This is a genomic window from Enterococcus sp. 7F3_DIV0205 (assembly GCF_002141365.2).
Taxonomy (GTDB): domain Bacteria; phylum Bacillota; class Bacilli; order Lactobacillales; family Enterococcaceae; genus Enterococcus_L; species Enterococcus_L palustris.
Map to the genome: position 1 here is coordinate 3,124,632 of NZ_CP147244.1, position 13,624 is coordinate 3,138,255.

14 protein-coding genes and 1 CRISPR repeat array are annotated in these 13,624 nt (G+C 35.9%); all 14 genes read left to right on the forward strand.

What is annotated here, in order from left to right:
• The first annotated feature begins 15 nt into the window (after positions 1 to 15).
• The 14 genes from cas5c (at position 16) to A5821_RS14620 (ending at position 13,421) form a co-directional block, all read left to right on the forward strand.
• The gene (gene cas5c / locus A5821_RS14555) at positions 16 to 747 is read left to right on the forward strand and encodes a type I-C CRISPR-associated protein Cas5c (RefSeq protein WP_086315440.1); all 732 of its coding nucleotides are present in this window, start codon (positions 16 to 18) and stop codon (positions 745 to 747) included.
• Positions 747 to 2,669, forward strand: a complete 1,923-nt coding sequence (cas8c, locus tag A5821_RS14560) for a type I-C CRISPR-associated protein Cas8c/Csd1 (RefSeq protein WP_086315441.1) — start codon at positions 747 to 749, stop codon at positions 2,667 to 2,669. Before cas5c ends, cas8c begins: the two co-directional genes overlap by 1 nt.
• 3 nt (positions 2,670 to 2,672) lie before the next feature.
• Positions 2,673 to 3,530 (forward strand): type I-C CRISPR-associated protein Cas7/Csd2, encoded by an 858-nt coding sequence (gene cas7c, locus A5821_RS14565; protein WP_086315442.1) that lies wholly within the window; start codon positions 2,673 to 2,675, stop codon positions 3,528 to 3,530.
• Between the two features lies 1 nt (position 3,531).
• The gene (cas4, locus tag A5821_RS14570; RefSeq protein WP_086315443.1) at positions 3,532 to 4,185 is read left to right on the forward strand and encodes a CRISPR-associated protein Cas4; all 654 of its coding nucleotides are present in this window, start codon (positions 3,532 to 3,534) and stop codon (positions 4,183 to 4,185) included.
• The gene (cas1c, locus tag A5821_RS14575; protein WP_086315444.1) at positions 4,182 to 5,213 is read left to right on the forward strand and encodes a type I-C CRISPR-associated endonuclease Cas1c; all 1,032 of its coding nucleotides are present in this window, start codon (positions 4,182 to 4,184) and stop codon (positions 5,211 to 5,213) included. Before cas4 ends, cas1c begins: the two co-directional genes overlap by 4 nt.
• Positions 5,214 to 5,222: 9 nt before the next feature.
• Positions 5,223 to 5,513, forward strand: a complete 291-nt coding sequence (gene cas2, locus A5821_RS14580) for a CRISPR-associated endonuclease Cas2 (protein WP_086315445.1) — start codon at positions 5,223 to 5,225, stop codon at positions 5,511 to 5,513.
• A gap of 171 nt (positions 5,514 to 5,684) precedes the next feature.
• Positions 5,685 to 6,262: a CRISPR direct-repeat array (repeat unit 33 nt; unit sequence GTCTAGCTCTGTTTAGAGCTAGTGGATTGAAAT).
• Between the two features lie 635 nt (positions 6,263 to 6,897).
• Positions 6,898 to 7,989: a tyrosine-type recombinase/integrase gene (locus tag A5821_RS14585; RefSeq protein ID WP_086315446.1), complete on the forward strand. Its 1,092-nt coding sequence runs from the start codon at positions 6,898 to 6,900 to the stop codon at positions 7,987 to 7,989.
• Between the two features lie 262 nt (positions 7,990 to 8,251).
• Entirely contained in the window at positions 8,252 to 9,001 is a 750-nt protein-coding gene (locus A5821_RS14590; protein WP_086315447.1) for a winged helix-turn-helix domain-containing protein, read from the forward strand.
• A 72-nt stretch (positions 9,002 to 9,073) separates the two neighbouring features.
• Positions 9,074 to 9,727: a hypothetical protein gene (locus A5821_RS14595; protein ID WP_086315448.1), complete on the forward strand. Its 654-nt coding sequence runs from the start codon at positions 9,074 to 9,076 to the stop codon at positions 9,725 to 9,727.
• 34 nt (positions 9,728 to 9,761) lie between these two features.
• Positions 9,762 to 10,865: a DUF916 and DUF3324 domain-containing protein gene (locus A5821_RS14600; RefSeq protein ID WP_086315449.1), complete on the forward strand. Its 1,104-nt coding sequence runs from the start codon at positions 9,762 to 9,764 to the stop codon at positions 10,863 to 10,865.
• 2 nt (positions 10,866 to 10,867) lie between these two features.
• A complete protein-coding gene (locus A5821_RS14605) occupies positions 10,868 to 11,185 on the forward strand; it encodes a hypothetical protein (RefSeq protein ID WP_086315450.1) in 318 nt (105 codons plus the stop codon).
• A 9-nt stretch (positions 11,186 to 11,194) separates the two neighbouring features.
• Positions 11,195 to 11,419, forward strand: coding sequence for a hypothetical protein (locus tag A5821_RS14610; protein WP_086315451.1), 225 nt, complete (start codon positions 11,195 to 11,197; stop codon positions 11,417 to 11,419).
• A gap of 90 nt (positions 11,420 to 11,509) precedes the next feature.
• Positions 11,510 to 12,232 (forward strand): WxL domain-containing protein, encoded by a 723-nt coding sequence (locus A5821_RS14615; RefSeq protein WP_086315452.1) that lies wholly within the window; start codon positions 11,510 to 11,512, stop codon positions 12,230 to 12,232.
• Positions 12,233 to 12,368: 136 nt separating this feature from the next.
• Positions 12,369 to 13,421 carry a DUF916 and DUF3324 domain-containing protein gene (locus A5821_RS14620; RefSeq protein ID WP_086315453.1) on the forward strand — a complete coding sequence of 351 codons (1,053 nt, stop codon included), beginning with the start codon at positions 12,369 to 12,371 and terminating at the stop codon, positions 13,419 to 13,421.
• The last annotated feature ends 203 nt before the right edge of the window (positions 13,422 to 13,624 follow it).

Consider the following 13,624-nt stretch of genomic DNA (forward strand, 5'->3'; position numbering starts at 1 on the left):
AAGGAGGAAGCAACGATGAGATACAAAAATCAGATTTCATTTAGAGTTGAAGGTGAATACGCTCTTTTTACAGATCCTTTGACAAAAATGGGTGGTGAAAAAATGACCTATCAAGTGCCCACCTATCAAGCGCTCAAAGGAATCACAGAAAGCATTTATTGGAAACCATCGATTATGTACTATATTGATGAAGTTCGCGTGATGAACTCGATTCAAATGGAATCAAAAGGCATGCGACCGATGAAATACAATGATAGCAGCGCTAGTGATTTAGCATATTATACGTATCTGAAAAAGCCTGTTTATGAAGTGAAAGTCCATTTTGAGTTTAATCCACATCGCCCTGATTTAAAAGGAGATTGGGATGAAGACAAACATTATCAGATTTTAAAACGTTCGATCAAAGCTGGCGGACGGAGAGATATTTTTTTAGGAACAAGAGAATGTCAAGGATATGTAGAACCAGTTGAGTTTGGTGCGACGAAAGGTGACTATGACAATTATGAAGGAGAGTTACATTTTGGCACGATGGTGCACGGTTTATCTTATCCAGATGAAACAGGAAAAGAGGAATTAGCTGTTCGTTTGTGGCGTCCGATTATGGAAAAAGGCATTATTCAATTTATACGACCAGAAGAATGTAGCTTAGTTCGACCGCTTAGAACGATGCAAGCGAAAATATTTGACCCTTCAGGAATGGAAACTGTCGATCGACTATTTGAAACCTTGGAACAGGAGGTTGAATGATGAGTTGGTTAAATGATTTATATGAAACATACAAAGAAAATGCGGATCAAGTAGGGAAAGTTCAACGAACATCTTCTGGAAAAGAAATCGTTCTTTTGCCCATTGCTCATGCTTATCAAAATGCACAAATCGAAGTAACGATAACGCCAGAGGGTGAATTTTACGAGGCAGATGTTGTACCAAAAGAAGAGTCACAAACCATGATTCCTGTGACAATCGAGTCTGCTGGAAGATCAGGCTCAACCTCTGCACCTCATTTAATCCATGACAATTTAGTCTATGTGGCAGGTGACTTTGAAAAATATGGTGGTGTCTATAAGAAGAATAAAGCTGGAAAAAATTCGTATCAAATGTATATAGAAAACTTGCAGGCATGGTGCGAATCAGAGTATTCTCAGCCAGTTGTTAAAAGTGTTTTGAAGTATTTAGAAAAAGGAACATTGATTGAAGATTTAGTACAAGCAAATGTAATGTTTGAAAAGAATCATCAACTTATTCCGAAATGGTCAAAAGAGCTTGAAGCAGAACTTGGTGAGAAGCCGCCGTTATTTAGTGTGGTAGTTGGGGAACAATCAGCTTCATTTGTCAGATTTGCTATTCAAGAAAAGGGAAAAGAAAAACGACCACTCTGGGGAGATAAAGAAATAATTGATTCATTTGTTGCTTATTATACAAATGAACTGACAAATGAAGGGCTAGATTATGTCACTGGAAAAATGTTACCACTAACAGAAAACCATCCTTCAAAAGTACGCTATGGCGGTGATATGGCGAAATTGATCTCAGGAAATGATTCTACAAATTTCACATACAAAGGTCGTTTTACTGATAAAAATCAAGTCGCTTCGATCAGTTACGAAGTTTCTCAAAAAGGACACAATGCTTTGAAATGGCTGATTGGCAAACAAGCCTTTATTTTGGATGGACGAGTCTTTTTAACCTGGGGGAAAAAAGAAACAGAGGTGCCTAATCCAGAAGAATCAAGTGCTGATTTTCTTGATTTTGATGCTATTTTTGCCAAAGATGAAGAAGCAGAAATATTATTAAATCCAGATACAACGCATCAACAATTTTCTGAGTTATTTAAGCAAGCCTTGAATGGTTATAGCGTGAAGCTTTCTTACCATGAGCCAATTTATATTATGATTTTAGATGCTGCGACTCCTGGAAGAATGGGCGTTCTCTACTATCGTTCATTTGAAAAAGAACAATACTTTACACGAATTGAAGCATGGCATCAAACCTGTTTTTGGCGTCATACGTATGGTAGTAAAAATAAGCAACGCTACACATTTTGGGGTGCTCCATCACTTAGAGACATTGCTGAAGCAGCGTATGGTGCACGAGCTAATGACACGCTAATAAAAAATACAATCCATGAATTATTTCCTTGTGTTGTGGATGGTAAAAAGATACCAATCAATCTTGTTAGAAACCTGTTGCAACGAGCATCAAATCCTGTAAGCATGGAAAAATGGGAATGGGAAAAAACACTAAGTATTGCTTGTGCAGTCATGAATAAACATTTTAAAAAGGGGGAAAGAATTGTGGCATTAGATAAAAATGAAACTGATAGAAGTTATCTATTTGGAAGAATGTTGGCGGTAGCAGATAAGGTGGAGAGAAAATCACTTTCTTTGGGTGAAAAAGACAGAATGACAAATGCAATGCGTTACATGAATACATTTAGTAATCATCCCTTACAAACTTGGCAAACACTCCAAGAAAACTTAATTCCATATTACGGACGTTTGAAAGACAGAGGCCTATATTATCAACATTTAATAGATGAAATTGTTGTATCCTTTGAAAAAGGGGAAAGAACAAACAAACCATTGAATGGGGAATATCTTATGGGCTATTCTGAACAACGTTATGAATTAGACACTTATAAAAAATCAGAAGACAAAACGGAGGAATAAATCATGAGTACATTAGAAAATAAAATCGATTTTAAAGTCATTGTTTCAGTAACAAACGCCAATCCAAACGGTGATCCATTAAATGGAAACCGACCACGCCAAAACTTCGACGGATTCGGAGAAATATCGGATGTAGCAATTAAACGTAAAATTCGTAATCGACTACAAGACTTAGGTGAACGTATTTTTGTTCAGTCTGATGACCGTGCGGATGATGGCTTTAAAAGTTTGAAAGATCGAGCAGACGCGGTCGAGGAATTAGAGGCAATTAGTAAAGACAAGAAAAAGGATGCGGATCGTTACGCACAAATCGCTTGTAAAACATTCATGGATACTAGAAGTTTTGGGCAAGTCTTTGCGTTTAAAGGCTCTGATTTATCCGTTGGTGTTCGTGGACCTGTTTCTATACAGACCGCTGTAAGTGTAGAGCCAATCGATATCAACACGATGCAAATTACGAAAAGTGTGAACTCTGTTACGGGTGATAAAAAAGGCTCCGATACCATGGGAACCAAACATTTCGTTGACTTTGGTGTCTATGTTTTCAGCGGCAGCATCAACGTTCAACTCGCTGAAAAAACTGGGTTCACCATCGATGACGCAGATAAAATCAAAGCAGCCCTAACAACTCTTTTCGAAAATGATGCATCCTCTGCTCGTCCAGACGGTAGCATGGCTGTAGAAAAAGTGTACTGGTGGGAACACCCAAGTAAAATGGGCAAAGCATCCTCTGCAAAAGTCCACCGTTCTGTAAAAATCGAAAAAAATCCTGAAGTAGATCGAGCAAAATCATTCGATGATTATACAGTAATGGTTGAACCACTAGAAGGAATCGAGCTAACAGTCATCGAAGGGCTATAATATGTACGATGAACAAGATTATTTAATGATCTCTGGTATCCAACATTTTCTCTTTTGCCGCCGTCAATGGGCCTTGATTCACATTGAACAGCAATGGCAAGAAAATGTTTTGACGCTAGAAGGACAATATTTACATGAAAAAACAGACCAACCGACGATTCGGGAAAAACGCAAAGATCGTTTAATTGTTCGTGCATTACCTATCCATTCGCCAACTTTGGGTATTACTGGAATCTGTGATGTTGTGGAATTTGTACAAGATCCAAATGGTGTGCCCTTAAACGGAGAATCAGGAACCTTTTCACCGATTCCAGTTGAATACAAGCATGGAAAGCCTAAGCAAGAACTTAGTGATATTTTACAGTTAACCGCACAGGCAGTCTGTTTAGAAGAAATGCTCGTTTGTGAAGTACCAAAAGGCTATCTTTATTATCATGAAACAAAACGCAGAGAAGAAATCGATATTACGCCTGCTTTGCGTGAAGAACTCAAGAAAAATGTAGCTGAAATGCATCAATACTGGACAAGGCGCTACACACCTAAAGTTAAAACAGGTAATTTCTGTAAAAAGTGTTCGTTACAAAATATCTGTTTGCCTAAATTGATGAATGTTCAAACGGTTAAAGGTTATTTAGATCGGAGGTTATGTGAATGAGAAAATTATTGAATACATTATTCGTTACGACTCCTGAAACCTATCTAGCCTTAGATGGTGAAAATATTGTGATAAAAAAAGAAGACACAACATTAGGCCGAGTTCCTCTTCATAATTTAGAGTCAATTGTAACAACAGGCTACTTGGGCGCAAGTCCAGCTTTGATGCGCAAATGTGCTGAAAAAAATATCGGTCTAACGTTTTTGACGAATACTGGTAAGTTTGGTAGTCGGGTTACAGGAGGTACAACGGGGAATGTAACATTACGTAAAAAGCAATATCGTCTATCTGACATTGAAGAAGAAAGCTTAGCGATTGCCCGTCATTTTATTATTGGTAAATTGTACAATCAACGGTGGATGTTGGAACGTCTGACAAGAGAGAATCCGATGAGAATTGATGTTGAGCGCTTTAAACAGATATCTGGAGAGTTAAAAAATTATATAGAAGATATACGTCTAATCGATAACCTAGAATCGCTCAGGGGGATCGAAGGACAAGCAGCAAATCGCTATTTTCTATTGTTTGACCAAATGATTTTACAACAAAAAAGTGATTTCGGTTTTTATGGTCGAAACCGCAGACCACCTTTGGACAATGTCAATGCAATGCTTTCTTTGGCGTATACTTTGTTAGCGCAAGAATGTGCAGCAGCCTTAGAAACAGTTGGTCTTGATCCGTATGTTGGTTTTATGCATCAAGATCGACCAGGTCGGGCTTCGTTGGCGTTAGATTTAATGGAAGAATTACGTGGAATTTATGCAGATCGTTTTGTTTTGACATTGATCAATAAAAAAATGATAACTGAAAAGGATTTCGTTAAAAAAGAAAGTGGCGCTGTGATTTTAACGGACGATGGTAGGCGAATTTTTTTTCAAAAATGGCAAGAAAAAAAGCAAGAACAAATTCAGCATCCGTTTTTAGGGGAGAAAATCAATTGGGGGTTAGTTCCTTATGCTCAAGCATTATTACTAAGTCGCTTTTTAAGAGAAGATTTAGATGGTTACCCGCCATTTTTATGGAAGTAGGTGAAAAGTATGTTAGTGTTGATCACTTATGATGTTGCAACAAGTTCGAAAAATGGAACCCGTCGTTTAAGAAAAGTCGCTAAGAAATGTCAAGATTATGGACAACGTGTCCAAAATTCTGTTTTTGAATGTGTTGTTGATGCGACGGAACTAACAAAGTTGAAAAAAGAATTAGTTGATTTAATTGATGAAGAATTAGACAGTTTGCGAATTTATCGATTGGGAAATAACTATCAAAAAAAAGTAGAACATATAGGTGTAAAAGAAAGCTTTAATATTGAAGCACCTTTGATATTTTAGCACTAACATTTTGGTGCGGACCCAAAGTGCACATGAAAACACTGGGAGATCCGCACCAATAAATAGGTGTTTAACATCAATAAAAAGCTCTTTTTCTCATCTGAATTTAATTTTTAAGTTGATTTTTTGTGAAATAGCAGAAAAATGTCATGTATTTTTGTTATTTTCACGGTCTAGCTCTGTTTAGAGCTAGTGGATTGAAATAAAAATTTCCATAGAATCTTTGTCCGGAATATTGTCTAGCTCTGTTTAGAGCTAGTGGATTGAAATTATCCTCATCGTTGACCCCCTAATAATGAAAAGGTCTAGCTCTGTTTAGAGCTAGTGGATTGAAATCTTTTTGTAAAGAGTGATGGTGATTGCATTTATGTCGTCTAGCTCTGTTTAGAGCTAGTGGATTGAAATTTATATAAACTTCGACCTGTAACAAAATAAATAAAGGTCTAGCTCTGTTTAGAGCTAGTGGATTGAAATTCGGACGGATCAATTGAATTAAACATGAATGTTCAATGTCTAGCTCTGTTTAGAGCTAGTGGATTGAAATTAGGGGGTGACACTTTTTTGAATAACGAAGACTTGGTCTAGCTCTGTTTAGAGCTAGTGGATTGAAATTGACGAAGATCTCTTTCAAGAGGTTCGAGAACTTTCGTCTAGCTCTGTTTAGAGCTAGTGGATTGAAATTTTACTGTGAACTTAGGTACTTTCTTGTTGTTAGTGTCTAGCTCTGTTTAGAGCTAGTGTATTGAAATATGTCATGCCTTTTTACTTGGGTTGTACTAATGTAGTCTAGCTCAGTTTAAACAGTATATCTTCCGCTCTACTAAAAAAACACGAACCTCTATCAAAACTGAAGAGCGGGAAACAAAAAAACCTAATATCTCTATTAGGTCTTTTTTGCTTCCTAAAATTTCTACATCACAAAATGGAACTAGAACTTGCATTCATAAAAGGTATAATAGAGTGACATGATGTCATTGTTATTGGTACTTCGAGAAAAGAATTATCCAGATAATTAACTGGACAGGACTTAAACATATATACTCACATAAAAAAAGACCTCCGAAATCAAAATCTCAAATAGTCTCTAGGCATAAATCTGAAAATAGATTATTTTTTTTGTTTTAAAAATTCTTTTATATTTGTTATTTAAAATAATATTTTCTTGTTATATTAACAAACGAGAAAATTATGGAATTGCCGTGATATTTAGGTCTCTCAGCTGATGATATATTGTTTTTTTCAGTTTGTCAACACTGTTTTAAGTATTTTTTTGTATTTTAATCATTGTGTTCGCTTTTATATCTTATTGTTTAATGGCTGTTTTACAATAATTTTTATTCGCCGTCAAATCGCCGTCAAAATTAAAATAAGGGGGAAATGATTTATGGTAAGAAAAGGTGAAAATATTTATAAACGAAAAGATGGTCGCTGGGAAGGAAGATACATAAAAGGAAGAAAGAGTGATGGAAGTGCTCTATATGGCTATGTATATAATAAAACATATATGGATTTAAAAGAAAGATTATTAACGATGAAAGCTCTTTATTCACATAACTATACCTTTAAAACCATTGAGTATCAAGGGACTCTTAATGACTGGACAACTTGTTGGCTAACTGAAATACAGGGGCAATTGAAGCCTAGCACACATGCTAGCTATACTAATAAAATGACGAAACACATCCTGCCTTTTTTAGGAGACAGTCCCCTGCAAAACATTACAACGAGCAATTTGAATGATTGGATCAAAAAAATAGAAGGTGATTTGTCTCCTAACTCTGTTCGAATCGTGTATCAAGTGTTGATGTCTTGCTGTACGGCCGCGGTAAAAAGAGGGTTGATCTCAGATAATCCTTGTAAATATGTCACTTTGCCAAAAAAAACTCCGAATAATATAGAGGCAATCACCTCTCAAGACCAAAAAAAATTAAAAGAAAAAGCAGCAACGCATCCCAAAGGACTTGCGATTATTTTAGCTCTAGAAACTGGTATGAGAATCGGTGAGATTGCTGGATTAAAGTGGAAAGACATCGATTTTTCATCCGATATTCTAACAGTCCAACGCACGATTCAAAGAATCCAAATGGTTAATGGGGTGAACAAAAAAACACAAGTTATTGAAGGAACGCCGAAAAGTCTTGCGTCTAAACGCACTATTCCAATTTCTAAAAATATCAAGAATCTTTTGATCCAACAAAAAGAACAAACGAGTGGTGACTTTGTGTTGGGAGGAGATAAACCAGCAGAACCACGTCTTATTTCAACGTGGTTAAAGAAAATCTGTCAAAGTTTTCATTTTGCTAATATTCGTTTTCATCAGCTGAGACATAGTTTTGCAACTCGTTGTTTAGAAAAAGGAGTGAGCATAGCAACGATCAGTGCTTTATTGGGTCATCATTCTACTAAAATGACGCTAGACGTTTACGTAAATTCTTTTATGTCAGAGAAAAGAAAAGCCATTAATTTAATCAGCTAGTCTTACTACTTTTCAAAAATTATCACATTTGAAAAGTAGTAAGACTTTTCTTTATTTTCATTTAACGTACTATTTTTGTTTGATGGATTCAAGAGTAGCAGGATTGTTCGCTAGCTATTTGATATTTAAGAAACCTACGCCGTCAATTTTGCCGTCATAAAGTGTTTTGAGTGTTGGTATAAGTGGTTTTGTAAGGATGTTTCTCGTTTGTTAATAAAACAAGAAAATAAATGGTAGAAAGATTTGAAGAGGAGGGAGCCATATGGAAAATACAATTGGCCTATTACATATCAGAGATGATTCTGAACAGAACGATCACATAGAGTTATTGATAAAACGGGCTCTCATTGAGCAACAGTATTCACTAATTGAAATTACAGAAAAAGAACAAATCGGAGCATTGGATGGTTTAGTGCTTCAGCTGGAGAAATCATCTGATTATGTTAAAGCATTTCAGTGGTTGATCGATCTAAAAGAAGAACATTCCTTATTTATTTGGATTCTAAGTGAAGGAAAGGACTCTGAGCTGACAAAATTATATCCTCATCTAAGTAAAAATTCAGTAATTGAAATTATTGAGTCGGATCAAGGGGTTGAGGAACTAGGAATCAAAATAAAAAATGCACTCAATTACAAAAATCACTTATTAAACAGGATAGAACCGAAAAAAATATCTGATCATCATTACTTAGATCCAGCCAAGCTAAGTCTAGTGGTACATGACAAAATAATAGCACTAACCAGAAAAGAATTCAAAATTATTGAGCTGCTATATGAGAACTTGGAGAACGTCGTAACCTATGAGCAAATCAATGAAGCAATTTACGGTAACTCCACGGGAGAATCTCTAGAAAAGTATCGTGTGGCAAACTTCATTTTCCATATCAGAAATAAATTAAAAGAACAAAGCTATTTTGAAATTGAAATTATTCGAACAAAAGGATATCTACTTACCTATTCAAAAAACGAACGATTTCTTTTCGAGAATCGAGGCGAAAAAGTCTTGCAATGATCCCTCATATCAGAATGACTAGATGGATTTAAAAGACTACGTAATTATTTAAAGAAATGGATGGCTAAATGTGTGAAAGACAAACGGAACTATTATCAAAAATATCGAGGGTATTATCTCGGTCAATTGATCCTTTTGGTAGGATGGATCACTAATTTTATTCTTTTTTCAAGGTTTTATGAAGGGGCTATATTTTATGTAGACAAAAATGCCAAATTTATTATTCAGTTATTGTTCATAGTGAATTATTACTTGAGTGATGTACTAACGTATTTATTTGTTGCTTTTTTACTGATGACGTTAAATCTTTTTCTACTCTTGATGTTTTATACCAAAAATAAGCGCGAAGGAATCAAGCAAAAAGAGAGAACTTATTCAACGATCGTGTTTCTAGCGATTATCGGAATCAGTGCTATAACGCTATTGATAACGATTATTTGGCCGCTGTTTTTATTACTATTCATCGTTTCTCTGACGATTGTCTATATCATATATGTCATTACAAAATCTTTATATGAAGAAAAAGATGAATCGTACGAAGAAAATGAAATGGTCAAAGTCGAAGGACCGTTTCAAACGAGGGAAGCAGCTGAAGAATATACCAAAGAATTTTTGGCACATTGGACGGATTATTTTGCTAATAAAGGTCATAAGTTAGCAGGATCTATCAAGTGTGACGAAAAAAACGAATGGTATGTTGAAATCATTGTTCAATCAATTCAATAAGAATAAATACTAGTAGTTAGGAGAACCCTTTTTCATGAGAAAGATTAATGCGATATATCTAAGCCTTATCTGTGTTTTTTCATTATTTTTTTTTACTGATCAAGTAATGGCGGCAGATGATGACAATAATCTAGGCTATACAGTGACTTTGGTACAGTCAAATACACAAATCGATCCCAATAAAAGCTATTTTTATATAAAAACAACACCAGGCGAAGCCCAAACATTAGAAGTAAGAGTCAAAAGTACCAAAAAAGAAAATGTACGAATAAAGATCTATGGTACCAATGCGATCACAGGTGATGGTGGTACGATCGAATATAGCGACGATAAAACGTATTTCGATTCAACACTAAAAGAACCAGTGACTTCGATGATCAAAATAGCCACACCAGATATTACAGTCGGTAATTATGAGGAAAAGACAGTGAAAATTCAATTGACACCCCCGAAAGAAAAATATGACGGTGTCAAAATGGGCGCAATCGTTTTTGCCTTGGATCAAGGAGAGAAAGCGAAAAGTGGTGTCTCAACTGAGTTTTCTTACCGTGTCGGATTGATCACGTCAGGTTCTGGTGATGAATTCAATAACGCCCAAACATTGAATCTAAACTCAGCAAAAGCTTCAATCAAACGCGGGAAAAAAATGGTTTTAGCGAACTTACAAAATCCAGAACCCAAAGTATTAGAAAATTTAAGCATTGTCGGCACGATGACGAAAAAAGGGACCGCGGAAGTCGTCAAAAGAAAATCTGTCGAAAATTACAGCATGGCGCCAAACAGTTCGTTTGATTTTGAAATGGATTGGGGAATCGCTAATCTGCCATCTGGCGCCTATACCTTAAAACTAGACGCCTCCAACGACTATCAAGAATGGCAGCTGAGCAAAGACTTCACGATCACAAACCAACAAGCAAAAAAAATGAATGAAGAAAGTGCGTTTAAAATTATTACGCCAACTTGGATCAAAAGTACTGCGATATTCCTTTTAGTGATTAGTGTCTTGATCATGTCGTTGACCTTTCTTAGAAGAAAAAAATGGGAAAAACAATGGAAAAAAGTCAGAATTGCAAAACGAAAAAAACAGGGGAATCAAAAGAAAAAACGAAAAAAAATCAATAGAAAAGATGGTGAATAAGGATGAAAAAGCCTTACTTTATTTGGCCGTTGTTTCTTGTAGTGTGTGTGTTTGGGATTTTGTTTAGCCAAGCGCCTCAAGCGTTAGCGGAGCAAGAGAAAACAGAAACAGGTATATCATTCAATCAGTCTGTTGAACCAGATAAACCGAAACCGCCAATTTATGAGACAAAACCTCCCGTCTACCCAGAAACGGATGGTGCGTTACCTCATTTAGGACAAATGATGACGTCGTTCATTCTATTATTGTTAGGTGTCGCTTGTTTGATTGTCTTTTTAGGTGTTATCAGCTTACGTAAGGTATACAGCATGCACGTATAGGAGGGTAAAATGAAAGATTATTTATGGATTTATATATTAGGAGGAATCGCCTCTACATCGTTACTATTTTTTCTAGTGACACTTTCAAGAGACGTTTTTTTAGTCAGAAAGCTACGAAAAAAGAAGCTGGATTTAGTTTTTAACTTTAGTCTATTAGCTGTGTCTATCGCAAGTCTAGGGTTGATTATTTATTTGTTTGTTTTGCTAAAAGACCAAATCAAACTGATTGGCTAGATTGGTGAAACAACGTATTATTCTGTGAACGATTTATAACAGTAACTGTCGCCAATCTTACTTACGTTAAATAAGAAGGGTGATTAAATTTTGAAAAAAATACTATTTACAACATTACTTGCTTCATCAGCGTTGCTGATTTTTGCAAAACCTGCGAATGCAGAAGAAGTCGGAAATGAGCAAACAGACTTGGGGATTCGTTTTGACACTGATGGACCAGTAAAACCTGGACCAGGACCATTCAAAGATAACTTAGCATTGGTATGGACACCATCTAAATTTGATTTTGGTCGTCAAGCAGCAACAGCGAATATTGCTACATATAGCAATACTGTAGCCGGAGATCAATATATTGTCGTGAATGATGACAGACAAGGTACTGAAACAGGCGGAGAAGGCACAAGAGCCGTAACAACTTCTGCTTGGAAAGTGACGGCTTCATTGTCTAAATTAGTTTCTAAAGACAGCTCAGCTACAGAATTGCCATCAAAACTAACATTTACTTTAGGTGATGCACAATCTTACGATATTGGTGAAGTTGATCCAGATACAAATGACTTTTTACCAAATCCAATCGAAGGAAACTTAGGAACACTTGCTGATCCTAACAATATCACTGTTAGCAAAAGTGTAACATTAGAAGCTGGCAATACGACTGCAACAAATATCATTGCAAAAACGCAAGCAGATGCTGTCAAAGGCGGTTTTGCTACAAAATTATCAGATACTAAACTAACAGTTACTACAGGAACAGGAGCTGCCGGTAAAGCATTTAAAGGTAGCGTGAACTGGAGTCTTGACAATACTTACTAAGAAATAGCTTAGTAGTGTGTTGATATAAATAAGTAAGTAGATTGGTTGACAGTTATTGTTATAAATTGTTCACAGAATTGTCTGTATGACACAGAATCGAGGAATTATTGTTGGAAAGAGAAGGAGGGATCAGTCGTTGAAAAAACATCGTATATATCTAATAGTATTATTCTTCTGTTTGGCACTGTTCGTTGATCCCATTAAAAGCCTCGCAAAACAAGATTCATCCAATTTGATTGGCGGATTATCTTATGAAATTGTATATCCAGAGAATCAGAAAAATAAGAACTTAGGTTACTTTGATCTGACGATGCAGAAAGGACAAGAACAACAAGTTTCCCTCAAACTCTATAATTCATTAGCAAAAGACCTAACAGTTGAAATCCACTTAAACACAGCAAAAACCAATAGCATTGGGAAAGTTGAATATGGACCGAATGATTTGCCAAAAGATGCCTCTTTGACAACTGATTTCACCACTATCGTTAAAGGACCAACTAAAGTGGTGATCCCTTCTGGTGGGAGTAAGCAAGTCGATTTGATGCTCACACTGCCTAAGGAAATGAAAGATGGGTTGATTGCTGGCGGTATTCAATTGAAACCTGTGGTGGATCATAAAGCAAGTGATCAAGGAAAAAAAGATATCGTTGTAAATGAGTTTGCTTTTTTAGTAGGGATGTTATTACGTGTTGGTGATACGAATAGCATAAAACCAGAGCTGAAATTAAACAAAATATACATAGCATTCAAAGATAAAAAAAGTCATTTGTTTATCAATCTTTCTAATCGTCATCCGGTATATGTCGAAGGGATGAAGATCGCTGTTCAAGTAAGAAAAGCCAACAAGCAAAAAGTATTAGTTGAATACCAAAAGAAAGACATGCGAATGGCTCCGAATTCGATGATTGATTTTCCTATTGATTTAACCGATAAAGGATTGAGCGCAGGGACTTATTCCGCTGAAATCAAGGTTTCTTCCAAAAATGGTGGCAATTGGTCATGGATAGAAGATTTTACGATTAATACGTTAGAGGCGAATAGCCTTAATATGCAGCTCAAAGAAAATAAACCAGACGCAAAACAGACTTTTTTGGTCATTTTTTTAATTTTATGTGTAGGTGCACTTGTATTCATTTTAGGTTATAAAGTGATAAAACGAAAAAAAGCAGAAAATGAAAAGAGACGCTAAGCAACCCTTTTTCACAACTGTAAGTGTGAAAAAGAATAGTGTTAAAAGAAATAATAGTGAACTGACTCAAACACTCTTCTTGTGCATCACCTCTAATCAGCAAGCAAAATTGCTCAATCAATGATTTGATTTGAGCTGAACTAAATAGGTGATAGTGATACAAAGGAGGTGTTGCGATAGAGTGTAATCAGGTAGGCAATCAA